Source organism: Xanthomonas sp. MUS 060, assembly GCF_000963215.1.
Lineage (GTDB): Bacteria > Pseudomonadota > Gammaproteobacteria > Xanthomonadales > Xanthomonadaceae > Xanthomonas_A.
The window spans coordinates 57931-78906 of record NZ_JZIM01000015.1 but is presented as its reverse complement, the minus strand read 5'-3'; the positions used below and the strand labels follow the sequence as shown (position 1 = coordinate 78906).

Genomic DNA, 20976 nt, shown 5'->3' with positions numbered 1-20976 from the left:
GAACTTTGACTTCTTCATGGCGACGGGCCTCCTTAGGCCTAAGTGTCGCCGAATTTTCTGGTTCTGGCCGGCCCAAATTATAGGGGGGAGGTCAGCGCTTGAGCGCGGCCACGACCGCCTTGCTGTCGCCAGCGTTGACGTAGCGCAAGCTGGCACGCACCAGGTGCACGATGCACAGTTGCATGAGCGTGTGCGGAAACACCGCTTGCACCGCCTCGGGTAGGCCCTTCAAGCCATCCATGCAGGCGATGTAGATGTCCCGCACGCCGCGATGACGTAGTTCGGTCAACACGGACAGCCAGAATTTGGCCCTTGACTTCTTCATGGCGACGGGCCTCCTTAGGCCTAAGTGTCGCCGAATTTTCTGGTTCTGGCCGGCCCAAATTATAGGGGGGAGGTCAGCGCTTGAGCGCGGCCACGACCGCCTTGCTGTCGCCAGCGTTGACGTAGCGCAAGCTGGCACGCACCAGGTGCACGATGCACAGTTGCATGAGCGTGTGCGGAAACACCGCTTGCACCGCCTCGGGTAGGCCCTTCAAGCCATCCATGCAGGCGATGTAGATGTCCCGCACGCCGCGATGACGTAGTTCGGTCAACACGGACAGCCAGAATTTGGCCCCCTCCCTTGTGCTCAGCCAACCACAGACCAAGCACCTCCTTCTCCCCCCGCAAGTTGACCCCCAGCACCACGTGCGCGGCCTTGTTGATGACCTGCTTGTTGTGCTGCACCTTCACCACGATCCCGTCCAACCACACGATCGGATAGATCGTCTCCAGCGGTCGCGATTGCCAGGCCCGCGCCTCCTCCAGCACCGCGTCGGTCATCTGCGCGATCAAGGCATGCGATATCTCCACCCCATACAAGTCCACCAGCGCCGACTCGATGTCGCGTGTGGTCATGCCGCGCGCATACAACGCCAGAATCTTCTCCTCCATCCCCGCCAGTCGCACTTGGCGCTTCTTCACCCACTGTGGAGCGAATGTGCACGCGCGGTCGCGCGGGGTCTCAATCTGCAAGTCGCCCACCGCGCTTTGCACCGTCTTGCGGCTTTTGCCATTGCGCACGTTGCCGCCTGCGCGTTCATGCGGCGCATGGCCCACATGCGCCTGCATCTGTGCCTCCAGCGAGCGGTTGATCATGTGTTGCAACATCTGCGAAAACAGCTTCTCCACGTCCTGTGGCGTCTTGCAGCCTGACGTCAGGTCGTCCAGCATCGCCTTATCCAGTTCCACTTGCCTGCTCCTCTCTCCGGTCAGCGCCGGTAGCTTGTCAAAGGGCAGTTACACAGTTCAATTTACAGGCTCGTAGGCGTTCGTAGTCACGGGCCAGGCGCCGGAACCGATTGATCCAACCAAAACTGCGCTCCACGACCCAGCGGCGCGGCAGGAGCACAAAGCCTTTCTTGGCCTCCTGCAGCTTTACCACGTGCAGAATGCTGCCCATCGCGACCGATCGCTTACCAGCTCAGGACGACTTTGCCTGCTTTCCCTTCTTCCATCAGGTCGAAACCTTTTTGGAATTCGTCGATGGTCAATTGGTGGGTGAGTACCTTGCCCAAAGGAAAACCGGACAGGACCAACTGGGTCATCTTGTACCAGGTCTCGTACATCTTGCGGCCATAGATGCCTTGCACGGTCAGACCCTTGAAGATGATCTTGTCCCAGTCGGCGCCAGCGCCGCGCGGCATGATGCCGAGCATGGCGATCTTGCCGCCGTGGTACATGCAGTCGAGCATGTCGTTGAAGGCGCGTGGGTTGCCGCTCATTTCCAGGCCCACGTCGAAGCCTTCCATATGCAGGTCGGCCATCACGTCCCGGAGCGAGGTATTGGCGACGTTGACCACGCGAGTGGCGCCCATGTCCGCCGCAAGTTTGAGCCGAAAGTCGTTGACGTCGGTCACCACCACGTTGCGTGCACCGATGTGCTTGCAGATGCCGGCGGCGATGATGCCGATCGGGCCGGCGCCGGTGATCAATACATCCTCGCCGATCACGTCGAATTCCAACGCGCAGTGCGCGGCGTTGCCGTAGGGATCGAAGAACGCTGCCAACTCCGATGGAATCGGATCGGGAATCGGCCACAGGTTGGACGCCGGTATCACCATGTACTCGGCGAAGGCGCCGTTGACGTTGACGCCGATGCCGAGGGTGTTCGGACACAGATGCGGGCGTCCACCGCGGCAGTTGCGGCAGTGGCCGCAGACAATATGGCCTTCTGCGGAAACGCGCTGGCCGATCTGATAGCCGCTGACCGCTGGGCCCAGTTCGGCGATGCGGCCGACGAATTCGTGGCCGATGGTCAGGCCGGGCTTGATCGTGCGCTGACTCCATTCGTCCCACAGGTAGATGTGCAGGTCGGTGCCGCAGATCGCGGTTTTTTCCAGTTTGATGAGGACTTCGTTGGGGCCAGGCGTCGGCACCGGCACCTGTTCCAGCCAGATGCCCTTGGCTGCGTCGCGCTTGACCAGCGCCTTCATTGTCTGCGCCATGGTGGTGCAAGGTTCGGTTGGAGAGGAGCAAAGTATAAGCCGCGCGTTGGCATGGTCATGCGCTGCGGCGTATGGGGTGCCATTGGTCACGGTCGGGAACAGCTGCTGTCGTCGTTAAACTGGCGGATCTTTCTTCAAGGAAACCGATTCTATGCGTCCGACTCCGTGGACCAGCGCCGTTGCCGTTGCCGCCGTTCTGGCCAGTGTTTCGTGCGCCCATGCCGGTGAGGGTATGTGGGTGCCACAGCAGTTGCCGGATATCGCCGGCCCGCTGCAAAAAGCCGGTTTGAAACTGTCGCCACAGCAACTGGCCGACCTGACCGGCGACCCCATGGGCGCGGTGGTCTCGCTCGGTGGCTGCACCGCCAGCTTCGTCTCCCCGCAAGGCTTGGTGGTGACCAACCACCATTGTGCCTACGGTGCGATCCAGCTCAATTCCACCCCGCAGAAGAACCTGATCCGCGACGGTTTCAACGCTGCCACTGGCGGCGCGGAATTGAGCGCCGGTCCGAACGAACGCATCTACGTCCTCGATCGCATCACCGACGTCACCGCGCAGGCCAAGGCGGCCATGGACGTCGCTGGCAAGGATGCGCTCAAACGCAAGCAGGCGCTGGAAAACTTCGACAAGGCGCAGGTCGCCGCATGCGAGGCCGAGGCCGGTTATCGCTGCACGCTGTACAGCTTCTCCGGTGGCAATACCTACCGTTTGTTCCGTAATTTGGAAATCCGCGACGTCCGCCTGGTGTACGCGCCGCCGTCGGGAATCGGCAAGTTCGGTGGTGACATCGACAACTGGATGTGGCCGCGCCACACCGGCGATTTCTCGTTCTTTCGTGCCTATGTCGGCAAGGACGGCAAGCCTGCGGCGTATGCCAAGGACAACGTGCCGTACCAGCCTAAGCATTTCCTGGCATTCGCCGACCAGCCGCTGGGCGCGGGCGATTTCGTGATGGTGGCCGGCTACCCTGGGCGCACCAGTCGTTACGCGCTGGCTGCCGAATTCGACGCCGTCGCCGACTGGGGTTATCCCGTGGCCGCGCACCAATACCGCGACCTGATCGCATTGGTGGAGCAGGCCGGAAAGCAGAACCCCGAGATTCAGGTGAAGTACGCGGCCACGATGGCCAGTTGGAACAACGTCGCCAAGAACTACGAAGGTCAGTTGGAAGGCTTCAAGCGCATCGACGCCGCCGCCAAGAAACGCGAAGAGGAGCGTGCGGTGCTGGAGTGGTTGAAACATCAGGGGCGCACGGGCAGTGCGGCCTTGCAGGCGCATGCGCAATTGCTGGTGCTGAACGAGCAAGCCCAAACCACCCGCGACCGCGACCTGGTGCTGCGGCAGTTGCGCCGTACCGGCGTGCTGGGAAGTGCGGTGTCGCTGTACCGCCTGGCGATCGAACGCGCCAAGCCGGATGCCGAGCGCGAGCCGGGGTATCAAGCGCGTGACCTGCCCGAGATCGAGGGTGCGATGAAGCAGATGGAGCATCGTTATGTTCCGGCGATGGACAGCCAACTGCAGCGTTACTGGTTTGCGCAATACCTGAAGTTGCCCAAGGCGCAGCATCTGCCGGCGCTGGATCAGTGGCTGGCCGGCGCCGATGCGCAAGTCGCCGCTACGCGGCTGGCCGGCACGCGGTTGGGCAGCACAGAGGAGCGTCTGAAGTGGTTGCATGCCGACCGCGCCGCGTTCGAAGCCAGCGACGATCCTGCGCTGCGCTACGCGGTGGCATTGATGCCTGCGTTGCTGCAGATCGAGCGCGAACAGAAGCGCCGCGAAGGCGAGGATCTGTTGGCGCGTCCGCGCTACTTGCAGGCGGTGGCCGATTACAAGAAGAGCAAGGGGGAGTTCGTCTACCCGGATGCCAACTCCTCGCTGCGCATCACCTTTGGCAACGTCATGGGGTATGCGCCGAAGGATGGCGTGTTCTACACCCCGTTCACGACGCTCGATGGCGTGGTCGCCAAGGACACCGGGAGCGAACCGTTCGATTCGCCCAAGGCGCTGTTGCAAGCGGCCAAGGCCAAGCGCTATGGCGGCCTGGAAGACAAGAAACTGGGTACGGTGCCGGTGGATTTCCTGTCCGATCTGGATATCACCGGCGGCAACTCCGGTTCGCCGGTGATGGACGCGCACGGCAAACTGGTTGGTCTGGCATTCGACGGTAACTGGGAGTCGGTGAGTTCGAATTGGGTGTTCGACCCGGCGATGACCCGAATGATCGCGGTTGATACGCGCTACCTGCATTGGATCATGCAGGAAGTGGCGCCGGCACCGCGGCTGTTGCAAGAGTTGAAACTGGCCAAGTGATGTGGGCATTGCGACGGCGGCACTGTGATCGCCGCCGTTGCCGCAGGCCGTGGTGACGACAAAGCGGCACCGCACAGGTTTTCACCAACGGAGCGAGTATCATGCCGCTCCGTTTTCGTTAGCGAGACGGTTTTTCCCCCAACGGAATCTCAGCGCATGCGCATTTTGCTCGCCCGTCACGGCGAAACCCCGTGGAACGCCGAAGGCCGCTACCAGGGCCAGATCGACATCCCGCTTTCTCCGGTAGGCCAGGCCCAGGCCCAGGCATTGGGTGCGCGCCTGCGTGAAGTGTCGCTGTCGCGTGCGGTCGCCTCGCCGCTCTTGCGTGCGCAGCGCACCGCATGTTTGGCCCTGGGCGCCGAGCGTGAAGCGATGTTGCAGACCGAGCCGGACTTGCAGGAAATCGCCCACGGCGAGTGGGAGGGGTTGCTGGCCAGCGAGATTCACGACAAGGACCCGGCGCGCTTGCGCGCCTGGCGCGAAGAGCCCGACACCGTGCTGATGCCGGGCGGGGAATCGCTGCGGCAGGTGTTGGAGCGCTCCTGGCGCGGTCTGGCGCGCGCCACCGAAGGGCTGGGCGAACACGACACCTTGCTGGTGGTGGCACACGATGCGGTTAACCGGGTGATCCTGTGCCGAGTACTGGGCCTGCCGATTGCGCGGCTGTGGAGTTTCCGTCAGGCGCCCACCACGTTGAATCTGCTGGAAGGGCCGGATCTGGACCAGTTGGAGGTGGTGCGGTTGAACGATTGCGCGCACCACACACCGTTCTTCGGCGAGGCAAAGCACCGGGCGCTGTAATCGCCGCTCATTCGTTCGTCTTGCGATGCTGTGCATAGTGATGCAACAGCACAAAAGCAAAGCACGGCTGCGGCGGTTCACCCGTTTTCGGCACATCAATCGAGTCGGGTCGATCGTATGAACACGCTTTCCGATTGGCTGGCCTATATCGAGCAGCAACATCCGCGCGACATCGCCATGGGCCTGGAGCGGGTGCGTGCAGTGGCCGTGCGCATGGGTCTGACCCGACCAGCCAAGCGCGTCATCACCGTCGGTGGCACCAACGGCAAAGGGTCGACGGTGGCCTTCATCGAGGCGATCGCGCGTGCCGGCGGTTGGGCGGTGGGCAGCTACACCTCGCCGCATCTATTGCGCTACAACGAGCGGGTACGTCTCGATGGCGAAGAGGCCAGCGATGCGCAATTGATCGCTGGTTTCGCCGCAGTGGAGGCCGCGCGCGGCGACACGCCGCTGACCTATTTCGAATACGGCACCCTGGCGGCACTGTGGTTGTTCCAGCAGGCAGCGCTGGATCTGGCGGTGTTGGAAGTGGGCCTGGGGGGCCGGCTCGACGCGGTGAACGTCGTCGATGCCGATGTGGCGGTGATCACTACCGTGGACATCGACCATACAGATTGGCTCGGCAGCGACCGCGAAGCGATCGGTGCGGAGAAAGCCGGTATTGCGCGGCCGTGGAAGCCCCTGGTGCTCGGCGAGATTGATCCGCCCTCCAGTGTGCTGCGCCATGCCTATGCGATCGGTGCCAGTACGTTCCGCGCCGGCAGCGATTTCTTCCACGAACCGCTCGACGCCGAGCGCTGGCGTTGGCGCGACGTCGGCACCAACCTATTGTTGCCGTTGCCGCAGTTGCGCGCGCCGGTACAGCGAGCCAATGCCGCCACTGCCATCGCCGCGCTGCGTGCGCTGCGCAAGTCCCTGCCGCGTAGCGCTTACGCCGACGGCATTGCGGCGGCACGTTTGCGGGGACGGCTGCAGGTTTGCATGCGCGATGGGGTGGAGGTGCTGGTCGACGTCGGCCACAATCCGCAGGCGGCGAGGGAACTGGCCGCATCGCTGCAAGCGCAGCCGATTGTCGGCGCAACCCGGGCCGTATTCGCGGCGTTGGGCGACAAGGACGCCGTCGGTGTGGTGAAGGCGTTGGAAGGGCAGGTCGATACCTGGCACCTGGCCGGCTTGTCCGGAGCGCGCGCCCAGAGCGGTGTGCAATTGCGGGAACGGCTGGCCGGCACTGCCGCCGCCGTGGCCGTCGTCGCCGAGAGTGTCGTGCAGGCGTTGCAGCAAGCGTTGCAGCAGGCGCGTCCTGGTGACCGGGTGCTGGTGTTCGGTTCGTTCCACACGGCGGCCGACGCGCTGCATTGGCTGCATTCAGCCGATTGATCCCGCCCCTTGCTAGGGTCACCTTATAATTGCTGCGGCACTCCGCCATGCCGCTCCCCCAAATTTTTCCGTGGATACCGTCCTGAAACAGCGATTGATTGGCGCCCTGATCCTGGTGGCGCTTGCCGTGATCTTCCTGCCGATGTTGGTCAAGGGGCCTGCGCCCGATAGCGGGGTCGCCAACGTACCGCTGAAGGCACCTGCTGCGCCCGCCGATGGCCAGTTCGAGACCCGTGAGTTACCTCTGGTGACTCCGGGCGAGACCCCCAGCGGTGGTGCGGTGGGCATGACTCAAGCGCCCGCCACCGCCACGGCTGCGACGCCGCCTGCCGCCGCACCCGCGCCGATGCAGGATAATCCCGATGCCGCCGATCTGGCCACTCCGGCCACCGGTAGTGCCGCGCAACCGCTGCCGCCGAGCGTGGCGGCGGGGAATTACGCGGTCAATTTTGGCGCTTACGCCACCCCGGCCGATGCCGATGCGGTGGTCGCGCGGCTCAAGCAGGCGCATTTGCCGGGTTTCCGTGAGGCGACCATGCTGGGCGGACGCCAGGCATGGCGGGTACGGATCGGTCCCTATGCCGACCGTGCCCAGGCTGAATCGGTACGCTTGCAGGCGGTCAAGGTGCGTAACGATGTCAATGCCCAGGTGGTGACCCTGGACGCTGCGCCAAGTCCTGCCGTCGCGCCTCCGGCAGCCAGCAGCGTGGCCGTTGCCGCGCCGAGCGCGCCTGCCAAGACCGAGGCGTTGCCGGCGCCGCAGGCCAAGCCGGTCGTCGCAGCCAAGCCCGCGTCGCCCAAGCCTGAGTCTGCGAAGCCCGAGCCTGCCAAGCCGGAAGCATCCAAGTCCGAGCCGACCAAGTCTGCCGTTACCGCCGCCGCTAAACCGGCGCCTAGCGCGCCGGCGGCGCCGGCCGCGTCCGGTACCGGTTTCGCCGTCCAACTGGGCGCCTTTGCCAAGAACGAAGACGCCGATGCACTGCGCGATAAGGCCCGCGCGGCCGGCTTCAGCGCCTTCGTCGAGCAGGTCCGCACCGACAAGGGCACCTTGAGTCGGGTCCGGGTCGGGCCGGTCGCCAGCCGTGCCGAGGCCGAGCAGTTGCGCGTGCAGGTTGCGGCAAAGGTCGGTATCAGCGGTATGGTACGTCCACATCCTTGATCGGGCTGTGGCCCATGGAGTTGCCTGCATGTTCCAGGGAAGGCAAACGTGGTGCGCGATCCACGCGAAGCAGTACGGTCGAGGGAGGCACGCATGATCGACATCGTGTTGTTGGCCGTGATCCTGGTCTCGGCCTTGCTCGGTGCCTTGCGCGGTTTCGTCGGCATCGTGGTCGGGACCCTGTCCTGGCTGCTGGCGGGTTGGGCCAGCTTCCAGTTCGGCGGAGATGTCGGGCGCTGGCTGGCCGACAGCCCGCATCCGAGCATGAGCTACTACTTCGGCGGCTATGCGTTGACGTTTGTGACGGTGATGCTGGTGGTCGGTATCACCGGCATGGTGATCCGCACCGTGGTGCGTTCCACCATGTTGTCGGGCACCGACCGCGCGCTCGGGTTTGGCCTGGGCGCGTTGCGCGGCGGGTTCTTCGCTGCCGTGCTGATCTTACTGATGAGCTTCACCCCGCTGACTCGCGAACCGCAGTGGCGCCAATCGATGGTGCTGCCGGTGTTGAGCCCCGGTGTGAGCTGGATGCGCGCGCAATTGCCGGACTGGCGCGTGCCGCAACTGAATATGTCGCAATTACCGCAACTCAACATGTCGAAGATGGATTTGGGCAACGTGCCTTCGGCGGGCGATAATGCCACCGTGCACAATGCCCTGCAGGCGACTGGTCTGCAGGACATGATGTCCAAGGCCCTGGGGCGTCCCGGGGCGCGGTCCGGGACGCCCGGGAACGATCCGTCGCAGCGCATGCCTGCGAATATCGACCCGGCGCAGGCGCGTCCGGCAGCGCGCGATCCGGCACGGGTCGAGTCCAACGGCCAGGCACGGCCACCTTCCCAATAGCGGCATTCGTACTGCGGAGAGTGTTCAAATGTGTGGCATCGTTGGAATCGTCGGCAACCAGAATGTGGCCGGTCAACTCTATGACGGCCTGGCCGTGTTGCAGCATCGCGGCCAGGACGCGGCAGGCATCGCCACCGCCGATGGCACCCGGCTGCGTGTGCAGAAGGCCAACGGCTTGGTGCGTGATGTGTTCGACGAAAAGCGCATGGCGGTGCTGGAAGGCCGCGTCGGCATCGCCCATTGCCGTTATCCCACTGCTGGTTCGGAAGGGATGGACGAAGCGCAGCCGTTTTACGTCAACTCGCCCTACGGCATCGCGCTGGCTCACAACGGCAATCTGATCAACACCGAGGCGTTGCGTCAGCAGGTGTTCGAAGCCGACCGTCGCAACATCAACACTGATTCGGACAGCGAGGTGCTGCTGAACGTGTTCGCCTACGAGCTGGACGCGCAGCGCATGTTGACCCCGGAAGCGGCGATCCGCGCGGTGGCCGGCGTGCATCGTCGCTGCAAGGGCGGCTACGCGGTGGTCAGCGTGGTGCTGGGCCTGGGGTTGGTCGCGTTCCGCGATCCGCACGGCATCCGCCCGCTGGTACTGGGCAAGCGCGAGGGCGTGGAGGGTGACGAGTACATCGTGGCGTCCGAATCCTCGGCGCTGGACATCCTCGGCTTTACCCGCGTGCGCGACGTGCGTCCCGGCGAGGCGCTGGTCATTACCGGTCGCGGCGAACTGTTCTGCGAAGTCTGTGCCTCGCCCACCCACCACACGCCCTGCATCTTCGAGTACGTGTACTTCGCCCGCCCGGACTCGATGATCGACAACGTCTCGGTGCACAAGGCGCGCATGCGCATGGGCATGAAGCTGGGCGAGAAGATCCTGCGCCTGCGTCCGGACCACGACATCGACACCATCATCCCGATCCCGGACACCTCGCGCGACGCCGCACTGGAGATGTCCAACGTGCTCGGGGTGAAGTACCGCGAGGGCTTCGTCAAGAATCGCTATATCGGCCGCACGTTCATCATGCCGGGGCAGGGCGAGCGGGTGAAGTCGGTACGTCGCAAACTCAACCCGATCCACCTGGAGTTCCGCAATCGCGTGGTGCTGCTGGTGGACGATTCGATTGTGCGCGGCACCACCAGCCGGCAGATCGTGCAGATGGCGCGCGAAGCCGGCGCACGCAAGGTCTACCTGGCCAGTGCCGCACCGCCGGTGCGCTATCCCAACATCTACGGCATCGACATGCCTGCCGCCGACGAACTGGTCGCGCATGGTCGCAGCGAAGAGGAAGTCCAGGAGTTCCTTGGGTGCGACTGGTTGATCTATCAAGATCTGGAGGATCTGGAGACGGCCGTGCGCGAGGGCAATCCGGAACTGAAGACGTTCGACTCCTCCTGTTTCAACGGCCACTACACCACGGGCATCGAACCGGATTATTTCGAGCGCATCATGCAGTTGCGCTCGGACGAGGCAAAGCGCAAGCGCCGTGCCTGAGCGGCATGATGGTGCCGCCGCTACCGATTGCGCGGTGGTGTCGGCTGGTTTGGTCGCGCTGCTCGGCGACCAGGCGGCGCAGCCCTGCGCTGCGGTGACCGGCGATCTATATCTGGCCGCCCGTGCCTGCCTGGATGCAGCCGATCCTGCCGAAAAAGTGGCCCTCACCCAGCGTTATGCCGCTGCCTGGCGCAACGGTGCACTGGCGATCTCGGCCACGGCGCCGGCGCCCGAGCCGATGCGCATGCCAGGACGACCGCCACGTCCGTTGCTGGTGCATCCGCGTGCGCTGTCGCGACGTGGGCTCGGCAGTCCCGAAGGCCGCGCGGCCTTCATTCATGCCATCGCGCATATCGAGCTCAATGCCATCGATCTGGCCTGGGATGCGGTCTATCGTTTTCGCGGGCTGCCGACGGCGTTTTACGCCGATTGGGTCGCGGTGGCGGATGACGAGTCGCGCCACTTCGTGTTGCTGCGCGACCGCCTGCACGCGTTGGGTCACGCGTATGGCGATTTTGCCGCGCATAACGGTCTGTGGGAGATGTGCGAGAAGACCGCGCATGACGGTCTGGCGCGGATGGCGCTGGTGCCGCGGGTGCTGGAGGCGCGCGGACTGGACGTGACTCCAGGCATGATCGTCAAACTGCGCGCGCTCGGCGACGAGGCCACGGCGCAGATTCTGGAACTGATCCTGCGCGAGGAAGTGGCGCATGTCGCCGCCGGTTCGCGCTGGTACCGCTGGTATTGCGAACGCGCGGGAATCGAGCCGCGTGCGCGCTTCGCCGAGCTGCTGCGTGAATATGCCGGCGGTTACCTGCACGGCCCATTCAATTTGCAGGCGCGCCTACAGGCCGGTTTTGACGAAGACGAACTGCTGGCGTTGCAGCATCATGCCGGTTGAGCCGGTGATTGCTGCGGCGGATGCGCCCTGTTTGCGCGGAAACATCGAGCGCGGTGTCGTTTCTGACGAGGCGATCAGGTCTATTGCGACTGAGCAGTGGGACGGCCGATGGCGATTCGGCAGATCGCGTCACTCAGGCGCTGATTGCGCTGCGAGCGCACGGGCATGTTGGTCTGATTCGAGGTAGTCGATACGCATTGTGCTGGCGATGCGCTACGCCAGCTTTCGCGCCTTAAGGCGAACGCGATGCTACAGCTGTTGCAACCGGCATCCTTGCGCATCCGCGCGTAGAACCGAGCCCTGTTCGTACCAGTCGCCGAGTACGATGCGGGTGCAGGCACGGCCATCGATGTCCAGTGCATGCACGGCGGGGCGGTGGGTGTGGCCGTGGATCATGCGCGTGACGCCGTAGCGTGCGAAGGTCGCGGCCACCTCGGCCGGCGCCACATCGGTGATGGTCTCGAACTGCGCGCGGTCGCCCTGCTTCAGTTCGGTCTGGCGCGCCTGGCTGGCGGCGCGCGCATGTTGTGCGTAGGCGATGCGCGCTTGCAGTGGTTGTGCCAGGAACTGCTGCTGGAATGCCGGGTCCCGGGTCTGCGCACGGAACGCCTGGTAGGCGGTATCGTCGGTGCACAGCAGGTCGCCATGCATCAGCAGCGTGGGCTCGCCGTATAGATCGATCACGCAGGGATCTGGCAATAGGCGGATGCCGGCACGCTGCGCGTAGTCGGCACCGAGCAGGAAATCGCGGTTGCCGTGCATGAAAAATACCGGCACGCCAGCGTCGTGTAGTGCGCGTAGTTCCAGCGCCACCGCATCAGCGGCGGCCGATGGCGTGTCGTCGCCGATCCATGCCTCGAACAGGTCGCCGAGGATGTATAACGCTTCGGCTTGGCGCGCCTCCCCACGCAGGAAGTTCAGGCACAGCTCGGTGATTGCCGGCCGTGCCGGATCCAGATGCAGGTCGGAGATGAACAGCGTGGTCATTGCGGCATTGTAATGCCCGGACTCGGGACCGGGAATCGGCGACAGCGCGTTACGACGTTGCGTAATTGCGTAGGCTTGCCGATGCGCATGCCACTGCGCGGTGCATCATCTGCCATCGCGGTTGAGTGCGGCCTTGCGTTTCGGGCCTCGGGTCACGTATTGCCGGTGCTTGCTTATCCCACTAGCCATAGCGATAACCCGGCCAACAGCGTACCGAGACCGGTCGCGGCAAGTACGTCGCTGGGGTAATGCAGTCCCAGCACCACGCGCGACAACGCCACGCAGGCGATGAACGGCACCAATAGCGGCGCCAGCCAAGGGTAGTAGGCCAGGGCGACGATGCCGAAGGACACCGCATGCAAGGTATGACCGGAGGGGAAGCTGAATTCGTCCAGCGGTGCCACCCAGGCGCGGATGCGCAGGTCGGCGGCATATGGGCGCGGGCGTCGCGTCCAGCGTTTGAGGCCTTTGTACAGGCTCAATGCGACCACGCCGGTGGCGGCCATGTGCGCCGAGGCGAAGACGCCGTTCATGCCGTCGCACAACACCAGCAAGGTCATCAGCGCGTACCAGAACACGCCATCGCCGAGCCGGCTGATCAGCGAGAAGAAGTGCCGCACCGAGCGCCGTCGGCACCAGTGGTTGGCGCGGCGGCACCAGCGTGTCTCGTGCCCGCGCAGGGTGTCAAGCCGCGTCGACATGGAGCCTCCGGGTGTCCGCCAGTTCGCCAAGAAGCACATCGAAATCGGCGACGACCCGCTCCGGACGCAGTGGTCGCATCGTCGCGCAGGCCGCTTCGCCCAGGCGTCGGCGCAGGGCATCGTCGCTCCCCAGGCGCAGCGCTGCAGCGATGAATGCATCGTCGTCTGCCACCGCCGCGCCGTTGCTGCCGTCGCGCAGGTATTCGCGCGCCGCACCGTAATCGAAGGCGACAGTAGCCACGCCGCTGGCCATCGCTTCCAGGGTCACGTTGCCGAAAGTTTCGCTGCGGCTGGGGAACAGGAACAGGTCGCCGCTGGCGAAGTGGCGGGCCAGTGCGTCGCCACGCTGCACGCCGCAGAAGATGAAGTCGGGATTCTCCTGCGCCAGGCGCTCGCGCAGTGGGCCGTCGCCCACCCACACGAAGCGTGCACGCGGGCGGATCTTCTGCAACTGGCGGAACGCGTGCACTGCCAGCGGCAGATTCTTTTCCGAGGCGATGCGGCCGACGTACAGCACCGCGCAGTCATCGTCCTGCAGTCCCCATTCCCGACGCAGTTGTGCGTCGCGACGTTGCGGTTCGAAGTGTTTGCTGTCCACCGCCCGCGCCAGCAGGCGCACTCGCTCGAAGCCCTGCGTGGTGAGAAATTCCAGCAGTTCGCGGGTCGGCACCAGAGTCGCTTGCGCCTGGTTGTGGAAGCGCCGCATCCAGCGCAGTGCGGTCGATTGCAACCAGGCTGCGCCGTACTGAGGCAGGTATTCGTCGAAGCGGGTATGGAAGCCGGTGGCGATCGGAATGCCAAGACGCCGCGCGCTACGCAACGCCGACCAGCCGAGTGGGCCTTCGGTGGCGATGTAGACCGCGTCCGGTCGTGCTGTTTGCCATAGTTGGGTCAGCCGTCGCGGCGCGGGCAGTCCGAACTTCAGTCCGGGATAACGTGGCAACGCCGCGCCACGCACCAGACGAAGATCCGACATATCGGTGTCGCTGAGCTGACGTGGGCGTATCACTTCGACCGTATGGCCGCGTGCGCGCAGTCCTAATTCCAGCCCATGCACGGTCAGGGCAACGCCGTTGACCTCGGGGGGGTACGTCTCGGTGACGATCGCGTAGCGCATGCGTAGGCTCCGGTTTGCCTAAGCTTCGCGTCGTGGAGTGAAGCGAACATGTCCACTGGATGTAGGAATCATGACGCCCTGGGCCCGGACAGGGCGTTCGCTGGGGCCAAGTGCGGCGATGCGTTGGCACGCGGGCAATGCCAGGGCAGACAGCAGCCATGCCCAGTGCCTTGTCGCAGCGCAGTACCCGCCACGGTTCCTGTGCAGTGCTGCTTATGCCACAAATGGTTGGAAGCTGATGCCGAGCCCGGCCATGCCCTCGATCTCGCCGATCAGATCGGCGCGTTGTAGCGGCCTTGCTTCGAGCCAGGGTTGTGAAAGGGTCATGTGCAGCGTGTTCTGGTTGGCTTTCAGTTCCAACGACGGAATCGGATCGGTCTCGTGCGCGCGATGCAACAGCACAGCCAGGCGCAGTAGGGCGGTCTTGCGCTTGGCGCTGAGCAGCAGTCGGTCGGGCAGCGCGTCGAACGCGGTCTTGGAGACATTGCGTCGGTGCGCGCGCACAAGTGCGGCCAGCACCTGCTGCTCCTGCCGCGAGAATCCGGCGATGTCCGAATGCTCCAGCACATAGGCCCCGTGGACATGGTATTGGCTGTGCGCGATGGCTTGGCCGAGTTCGTGCAAGCGCGCTGCCCAGCCGAGCATGCGTCCGTCGTCGGCATCCAGCGCCCAGTCGGTAGCGACCTGCGCGAACAGTGCCATCGCGGTGTTTTCCACGCGCGCGGCCTGCGCTTCGTCGATGCCGTAGCGCTGGGTGAGTGCGGCGATCGCGGTCGCGCGCGGGTCGTTCTCGCCCCCGCGGCCGAGCATGTCGTAGAGGATGCCTTCGCGCATGGCCGCCTTGCTCACCATGAGGCGTTCCAGGCCCAGTGCCTGGAAGGCGGCTTCCAGGACCAACACGCCGCCAGCGATGATCGGGCGGCGGTCGGTGGACAGGCCAGGTAGGTCGATGTCTTCGATACGCTTGGCCAGCAGGAGCTGGTCGCGCAGTTGCGGCAATGCCTCGGCGGTGATCCCGCCCTTGGTCAGTTTCATTGCCGCGCAGATCTCGCCGATCGCTTTGTGCGTGCCCGACGAGCCGATCGCCTCGTCCCAGCCCAGTGCGCGGTATTGCATTGCAAACTGCTGGAACTCGGCGCCGATGTCGGTCAGCGCATCCTTCCATTTCTTTCTGGACAGCTTGCCGCCGGGAAAGAAACGCCGTGTGCTGGCGATGCAGCCGGCCTGCAGGCTTTCCCGCTCCAGGGTCTGCAAGCCACGGCCGATGATGAATTCGGTGGAACCGCCGCCGATGTCGATCACCAGCCGGCGTTGGTCGGGCCTGGGCGGTTGCGCGTGGGCCACGCCGAGGTAGATCAGGCGTGCTTCCTCGCGGCCGCTGACGACCTCGATGGGATGCCCGAGCGCGGTTTCGCCGGGGATCAGGAAGGTCTGCGGCGAGCGCAGTTGACGTACCGTGTTGGTGGCGAGCGCGCGAACGCGCAGCGACGGCAGGTCACGGATGCGTTGGCCGAAGCGGGCCAGGCATTCCAGCGCGCGTTGCCGCGCCTCGGCGGATAGGCCGCCCTTGTGATCCAGGCCGTCGGCCATGCGCACGGTTTCGCGCAGGCGGTCCACCACCCGCAATTGCCCGAGCTGATAGCGGGCGACCACCATGTGGAAACTGTTGGAACCCAGGTCGATGGCGGCCAGCAGGTCGCCGTCGCGTAGCGGCGGATGAGTGGGGGAAATGGCAGGCATGACGGAATGGTAGCCGATAGGTGACGGACTGCTCGTGCGAGCGGTGCGCCGCGGTCACAATCCGTCGAGCAGGGCGATCTGTGCCGAATGCGGTGGCTGGTCCTGGCCTGGGGCTAGTTTGCGGTAATTGCCTTTGGCGTCCAGTTCCCAGGCGTTGAGATTGTCGGCCAAATAGTTCTGCAACACTTCGCGTTGAATGCGCTTGACCAGATCCGGGGCCAGGATCGGGAAGCCGGTCTCCACGCGTCGCAGCAGGTTACGTTCCAACCAGTCGGCGCTGGCGCAGAACAGCTCGGGCGCGCCATCGTTGCCGAACCAGTAGATGCGGCTGTGTTCGAGGAAGCGGCCGACGATCGAGCGGACCCGGATGTTGTCGGAGACGCCGGGGACGCCAGGGCGCAGGGTGCAGGCGCCACGGATGATCAGGTCGATCTTCACCCCTGCTTGGGAGGCGGCATACAGCGCACGGATCACCTGTGGTTCGTTGAGCGCGTTCATCTTGGCGATGATGCGGCCCGGACGGCCGGCGGTGGCGAGTTTGGTTTCGCGCTCGATCCTGTGCAGCAAGCCCGGATGCAGCGTAAAGGGCGATTGCAGCAGACGCTTGAGGCGGATCTTCGGCGCCAGTCCCGACAGTTGCTGGAACAGCAGATGCACATCGTTGCCGATGTCCACGTCGGCGGTGATCAGGCTCAGATCGGTATAGGCACGCGCGGTGCCGCTGTGGTAGTTGCCGGTGCCTAGATGGACGTAGCGGCGCAACTTGCGCCCCTCGCGGCGCACGATGAGCAGCATCTTGGCGTGGGTCTTGTAGCCGACCACGCCGTACACCACCTGTACGCCGGCTTCTTGCAGGCGGTCGGCCAGGCCCAGGTTGGCCTCTTCATCGAAGCGCGCACGCAGCTCCACGACGACGGTGACGTCCTTGCCATTACGCGCGGCCAGCACCAGGGCATCGACGATCCCCGAGTCCTTGCCGGTGCGGTACAAGGTCTGTTTGATCGCCAGGACGTTCGGGTCGATGGCGGCCTGTTTGATCAGGTCCAGCACCGCAGTGAACGCGTCGAAGGGATGATGCAGCAGTACGTCGCCTGCCGCTGCGATTTGGAAGATGCCTTCGTTGTCGCGCAGCGTGCGCGGATTCATCGGCGGATATTTCAGATCCGGCCGCTGTACCAAGTCATAGACCTGGTTGACCCGGCTCAAGTTGACCGGGCCGTTGATGCGATAGAGCGCGTTCTCGGGCAAGGCGAAGTTTTGCAGCAGGGTGCGCACGATGGACTTCGGGCAATCCTCGGCGATTTCCAGTCGTACCGCCGGCCGATAGCCACGGTTGACCAGTTCGTCGCGCAGCGCCAGTGCCAGGTTTTCCACTTCCTCTTCGTCGACCAGCAGTTCGGAGTTGCGGGTGACGCGGAATTGGTAGGAACCGGTCACCTCCATGCCAGGGAACAATTCGTCGACGAAGGTCGACAGCACCGATGACAGGAACACGAAGCTCTGCCCGCCCTCGGCCAGACTCTCCGGCAATTGGATGATGCGTGGTAACGAGCGCGGTGCGCGCACGATGGCCAGGTGGCCGACGCGACCGAACGCGTCCACGCCTTTCAGCACCACGACGATGTTGAGCGATTTATTGAGAATCTTCGGGAACGGATGCGCCGGGTCCAGCCCCAATGGCGAGAGCACCGGCATGATCTCGTTGCGGAAGTAGGCGCGCAGCCAGCGCTTCTGCCGCGCATTCCAGGAATGGCGTCCGAGCACGCCGATGCCGGCATCCTTCAGCGCCGGGCGCAGCACCTCGTTCCAGCAGCGGTACTGTTGATCGACCAATTGTGCGGCGCGGTCGTGGATCGCGTTGAGGATCGCGCTCGGACTCATCCCGTCCGGCGCTGGCGGCAGGCCGAATTCCTGCGCATGGCGCACGGTGGCCGCGCGGATCTCGAAGAATTCGTCCAGATTGGTGCAGGAAATGCACAGGAAGCGTAGCCGCTCCAGCAACGGCACCTGCGGATCCTGCGCCTGTGCCAGCACGCGGAAATTGAAGTCCAGTTGCGATAGTTCGCGATTGAGATAAAGCGATGGATCGCGCAGTGGATCGCTAGGGACGTCCGGTGCTGGGGTGGGCGGCAGAGCGGTGGCGCGTGGCATGGCGTTACTCGTTAGGCATGGAACAGGGTGGCATGTTCCTGCCGCCGATGCACGCGCCCTGCGCCGAAATGGCAGGAGAAGGTGCTGCCCTTGCCGACTTCACTCTCGATTCCCAGGCGCGCCTGATGCAGGCCAAGCACGTGCTTGACGATCGACAGCCCCAACCCGGTGCCGCCGCTTTCGCGCGAACGGCTGCTGGAGACCCGGTAGAAACGCTCGGTGATACGCGGCAGATGATGTGCCGGAATGCCGTAGCCGCTGTCGCGCACCGACAGCACCGCGCCGTCGCCTTCGCGGGCAAAGCGGATATGGATCGTGCCGCCGGCCGGGGTATAGCGCACCGCGTTGGTCACCAAGTTGGAGAAGGCGCTGTGCAGTTCTTTGTTCGACCCGATCAGGTCGCAGTCGGCGTTGTCGTGCACTTCGATGTGATGGCGGCCCTGGCTGTGCGCTTCGGCCTCGCGACGTAGCGTGGCCAGCATCGGCCCCATCGCAATGCTCTCTTCGTTGGCATGCTCCTGCGACTCCAGCCGCGAGAGCGTGAGCAGGTCCTCGACCAGTTGGGTCATGCGCTGCGATTGCTTGCGCATCTCGGCGATCATCTGCCCAGAATCGGGGAAATCCTCCGGGTCGAGCATGTCCAGATAGCCGTGCACCACGGTCAGTGGCGTGCGCAACTCGTGGGACGATGGACTTCGGGCAATCCTCGGCGATTTCCAGTCGTACCGCCGGCCGATAGCCACGGTTGACCAGTTCGTCGCGCAGCGCCAGTGCCAGGTTTTCCACTTCCTCTTCGTCGACCAGCAGTTCGGAGTTGCGGGTGACGCGGAATTGGTAGGAACCGGTCACCTCCATGCCAGGGAACAATTCGTCGACGAAGGTCGACAGCACCGATGACAGGAACACGAAGCTCTGCCCGCCCTCGGCCAGACTCTCCGGCAATTGGATGATGCGTGGTAACGAGCGCGGTGCGCGCACGATGGCCAGGTGGCCGACGCGACCGAACGCGTCCACGCCTTTCAGCACCACGACGATGTTGAGCGATTTATTGAGAATCTTCGGGAACGGATGCGCCGGGTCCAGCCCCAATGGCGAGAGCACCGGCATGATCTCGTTGCGGAAGTAGGCGCGCAGCCAGCGCTTCTGCCGCGCATTCCAGGAATGGCGTCCGAGCACGCCGATGCCGGCATCCTTCAGCGCCGGGCGCAGCACCTCGTTCCAGCAGCGGTACTGTTGATCGACCAATTGTGCGGCGCGGTCGTGGATCGCGTTGAGGATCGCGCTCGGACTCATCCCGTCCGGCGCTGGCGGCAGGCCGAATTCCTGCGCATGGCGCACGGTGGCCGCGCGGATCTCGAAGAATTCGTCCAGATTGGTGCAGGAAATGCACAGGAAGCGTAGCCGCTCCAGCAACGGCACCTGCGGATCCTGCGCCTGTGCCAGCACGCGGAAATTGAAGTCCAGTTGCGATAGTTCGCGATTGAGATAAAGCGATGGATCGCGCAGTGGATCGCTAGGGACGTCCGGTGCTGGGGTGGGCGGCAGAGCGGTGGCGCGTGGCATGGCGTTACTCGTTAGGCATGGAACAGGGTGGCATGTTCCTGCCGCCGATGCACGCGCCCTGCGCCGAAATGGCAGGAGAAGGTGCTGCCCTTGCCGACTTCACTCTCGATTCCCAGGCGCGCCTGATGCAGGCCAAGCACGTGCTTGACGATCGACAGCCCCAACCCGGTGCCGCCGCTTTCGCGCGAACGGCTGCTGGAGACCCGGTAGAAACGCTCGGTGATACGCGGCAGATGATGTGCCGGAATGCCGTAGCCGCTGTCGCGCACCGACAGCACCGCGCCGTCGCCTTCGCGGGCAAAGCGGATATGGATCGTGCCGCCGGCCGGGGTATAGCGCACCGCGTTGGTCACCAAGTTGGAGAAGGCGCTGTGCAGTTCTTTGTTCGACCCGATCAGGTCGCAGTCGGCGTTGTCGTGCACTTCGATGTGATGGCGGCCCTGGCTGTGCGCTTCGGCCTCGCGACGTAGCGTGGCCAGCATCGGCCCCATCGCAATGCTCTCTTCGTTGGCATGCTCCTGCGACTCCAGCCGCGAGAGCGTGAGCAGGTCCTCGACCAGTTGGGTCATGCGCTGCGATTGCTTGCGCATCTCGGCGATCATCTGCCCAGAATCGGGGAAATCCTCCGGGTCGAGCATGTCCAGATAGCCGTGCACCACGGTCAGTGGCGTGCGCAACTCGTGGGAAACATTGGCGACGAAATCGCGACGTACCTGCTCCAGTTGCAGCAGCTTACTGACGTCGCGTGCGACCATCAGCCAATAGTCTTCGGAATAGGGGATCAGGCGCAGGTTCAGACGCAGCCGATCGTTCACTGGCGAAGGCGTGTCCAGCATCGGTTCGGCATTGCGCCCGTCACTGAGCCAGTGCGCCAACGGCATTGGCTGCAGCCGTTCCACCACCAGGACGCCGAGATCGCTGGGGTGATGGAGGCCGAGCAGCGTGCCCGCGGCCTCGTTGAACCATTGGATGCGCTGGCTATTGCGATCGATCACCACCACCGCATCCGGCAATGCGGCGGCGGCGGCGCGGTAGGCGCGCAGCATGTCCAGCAGCCGTCGCTTACGGGTGCGCATTTCCGCTTGGCTGCGGTAGAGCAGTCTGTCCAGTTCGTTCCACACGCCGGTCCCGGCCGGGGGTTCCCAGCGTTGACGCGCAGTGAGTCGACTCAGCACCCGGCGCAGCCGCCAGTAGTGCCAGGCCATGACCGCCAGCGACATCAGGGTCAGCGCCATCCAGATGTGGTCGCCGATCCAGCCGGCCAGCAATGCCGACAGGAGCAGCACGGCGAGCGTGCCGAGGGTTTTCAACCAGGCGGAGCGGATGTGGCGGGGCATC

14 protein-coding genes and 5 pseudogenes are annotated in these 20976 nt (G+C 64.4%); 7 read left to right on the top strand and 12 right to left on the bottom strand.

The window, feature by feature from the left end:
• Nucleotides 1-97: 97 nt before the first annotated feature.
• The 4 genes and pseudogenes from XANALMUS060_RS13215 to tdh form a co-directional block, all read right to left on the bottom strand.
• Nucleotides 98-310: pseudogene (locus tag XANALMUS060_RS13215) on the bottom strand (transposase); the annotation flags it as partial.
• Nucleotides 311-401: 91 nt separating this feature from the next.
• Nucleotides 402-1215, bottom strand: a pseudogene (locus XANALMUS060_RS13210) (IS256 family transposase); the annotation flags it as partial.
• Nucleotides 1216-1270: 55 nt separating this feature from the next.
• A pseudogene (locus XANALMUS060_RS18735) lies at nucleotides 1271-1432 on the bottom strand (transposase); the annotation flags it as partial.
• 25 nt (nucleotides 1433-1457) lie between these two features.
• The gene (gene tdh / locus XANALMUS060_RS13205) at nucleotides 1458-2489 is read right to left on the bottom strand and encodes an L-threonine 3-dehydrogenase (protein ID WP_045738815.1); all 1032 of its coding nucleotides are present in this window, start codon (nucleotides 2487-2489) and stop codon (nucleotides 1458-1460) included.
• A 232-nt stretch (nucleotides 2490-2721) separates the two neighbouring features.
• Here tdh and XANALMUS060_RS13200 point away from each other — a divergent pair, with 232 nt between their 5' ends.
• The 7 genes from XANALMUS060_RS13200 (at nucleotide 2722) to XANALMUS060_RS13170 (ending at nucleotide 11379) form a co-directional block, all read left to right on the top strand.
• On the top strand, nucleotides 2722-4800 hold the full coding sequence (locus XANALMUS060_RS13200; protein ID WP_200894049.1) for a S46 family peptidase: 2079 nt from the start codon (nucleotides 2722-2724) through the stop codon (nucleotides 4798-4800).
• Between the two features lie 156 nt (nucleotides 4801-4956).
• Nucleotides 4957-5601, top strand: a complete 645-nt coding sequence (locus tag XANALMUS060_RS13195; protein ID WP_045738813.1) for a histidine phosphatase family protein — start codon at nucleotides 4957-4959, stop codon at nucleotides 5599-5601.
• A gap of 117 nt (nucleotides 5602-5718) precedes the next feature.
• Nucleotides 5719-6978, top strand: coding sequence for a bifunctional tetrahydrofolate synthase/dihydrofolate synthase (gene folC / locus XANALMUS060_RS13190; RefSeq protein ID WP_045738812.1), 1260 nt, complete (start codon nucleotides 5719-5721; stop codon nucleotides 6976-6978).
• 70 nt (nucleotides 6979-7048) lie between these two features.
• Complete coding sequence (locus XANALMUS060_RS13185; protein WP_045738811.1) at nucleotides 7049-8137, top strand: SPOR domain-containing protein; 1089 nt, start codon at nucleotides 7049-7051, stop codon at nucleotides 8135-8137.
• 93 nt (nucleotides 8138-8230) lie between these two features.
• On the top strand, nucleotides 8231-8983 hold the full coding sequence (locus tag XANALMUS060_RS13180) for a CvpA family protein (RefSeq protein ID WP_045738810.1): 753 nt from the start codon (nucleotides 8231-8233) through the stop codon (nucleotides 8981-8983).
• Nucleotides 8984-9011: 28 nt separating this feature from the next.
• A complete protein-coding gene (gene purF, locus XANALMUS060_RS13175; RefSeq protein ID WP_045738809.1) occupies nucleotides 9012-10478 on the top strand; it encodes an amidophosphoribosyltransferase in 1467 nt (488 codons plus the stop codon).
• 58 nt (nucleotides 10479-10536) lie between these two features.
• Nucleotides 10537-11379, top strand: a complete 843-nt coding sequence (locus XANALMUS060_RS13170) for a ferritin-like domain-containing protein (protein ID WP_045738822.1) — start codon at nucleotides 10537-10539, stop codon at nucleotides 11377-11379.
• 249 nt (nucleotides 11380-11628) lie between these two features.
• Here XANALMUS060_RS13170 and lpxH read toward each other — a convergent pair whose 3' ends face one another.
• The 8 genes and pseudogenes from lpxH to phoR all read right to left on the bottom strand — a co-directional run bounded on the left by lpxH (nucleotide 11629) and on the right by phoR (nucleotide 20975).
• Entirely contained in the window at nucleotides 11629-12366 is a 738-nt protein-coding gene (lpxH, locus tag XANALMUS060_RS13165; RefSeq protein WP_045738808.1) for a UDP-2,3-diacylglucosamine diphosphatase, read from the bottom strand.
• Between the two features lie 173 nt (nucleotides 12367-12539).
• Nucleotides 12540-13067, bottom strand: a complete 528-nt coding sequence (locus XANALMUS060_RS13160) for a phosphatase PAP2 family protein (RefSeq protein ID WP_045738807.1) — start codon at nucleotides 13065-13067, stop codon at nucleotides 12540-12542.
• Entirely contained in the window at nucleotides 13051-14184 is a 1134-nt protein-coding gene (locus XANALMUS060_RS13155; protein WP_045738806.1) for a glycosyltransferase family 1 protein, read from the bottom strand. The genes XANALMUS060_RS13160 and XANALMUS060_RS13155 overlap by 17 nt, the downstream gene beginning before the upstream one ends.
• Before the next feature lie 213 nt (nucleotides 14185-14397).
• A complete protein-coding gene (ppx, locus tag XANALMUS060_RS13150; protein WP_045738805.1) occupies nucleotides 14398-15924 on the bottom strand; it encodes an exopolyphosphatase in 1527 nt (508 codons plus the stop codon).
• Nucleotides 15925-15978: 54 nt separating this feature from the next.
• Nucleotides 15979-18075, bottom strand: a complete 2097-nt coding sequence (gene ppk1, locus XANALMUS060_RS13145; protein ID WP_045738804.1) for a polyphosphate kinase 1 — start codon at nucleotides 18073-18075, stop codon at nucleotides 15979-15981.
• A gap of 11 nt (nucleotides 18076-18086) precedes the next feature.
• Nucleotides 18087-18761, bottom strand: a pseudogene (locus XANALMUS060_RS13140) (ATP-binding protein); the annotation flags it as partial.
• A 10-nt stretch (nucleotides 18762-18771) separates the two neighbouring features.
• Nucleotides 18772-19638 (bottom strand): annotated as a pseudogene (locus tag XANALMUS060_RS18730) (RNA degradosome polyphosphate kinase); the annotation flags it as partial.
• An 11-nt stretch (nucleotides 19639-19649) separates the two neighbouring features.
• Complete coding sequence (gene phoR / locus XANALMUS060_RS13125) at nucleotides 19650-20975, bottom strand: phosphate regulon sensor histidine kinase PhoR (RefSeq protein ID WP_045738801.1); 1326 nt, start codon at nucleotides 20973-20975, stop codon at nucleotides 19650-19652.
• Nucleotide 20976 lies beyond the last annotated feature (1 nt).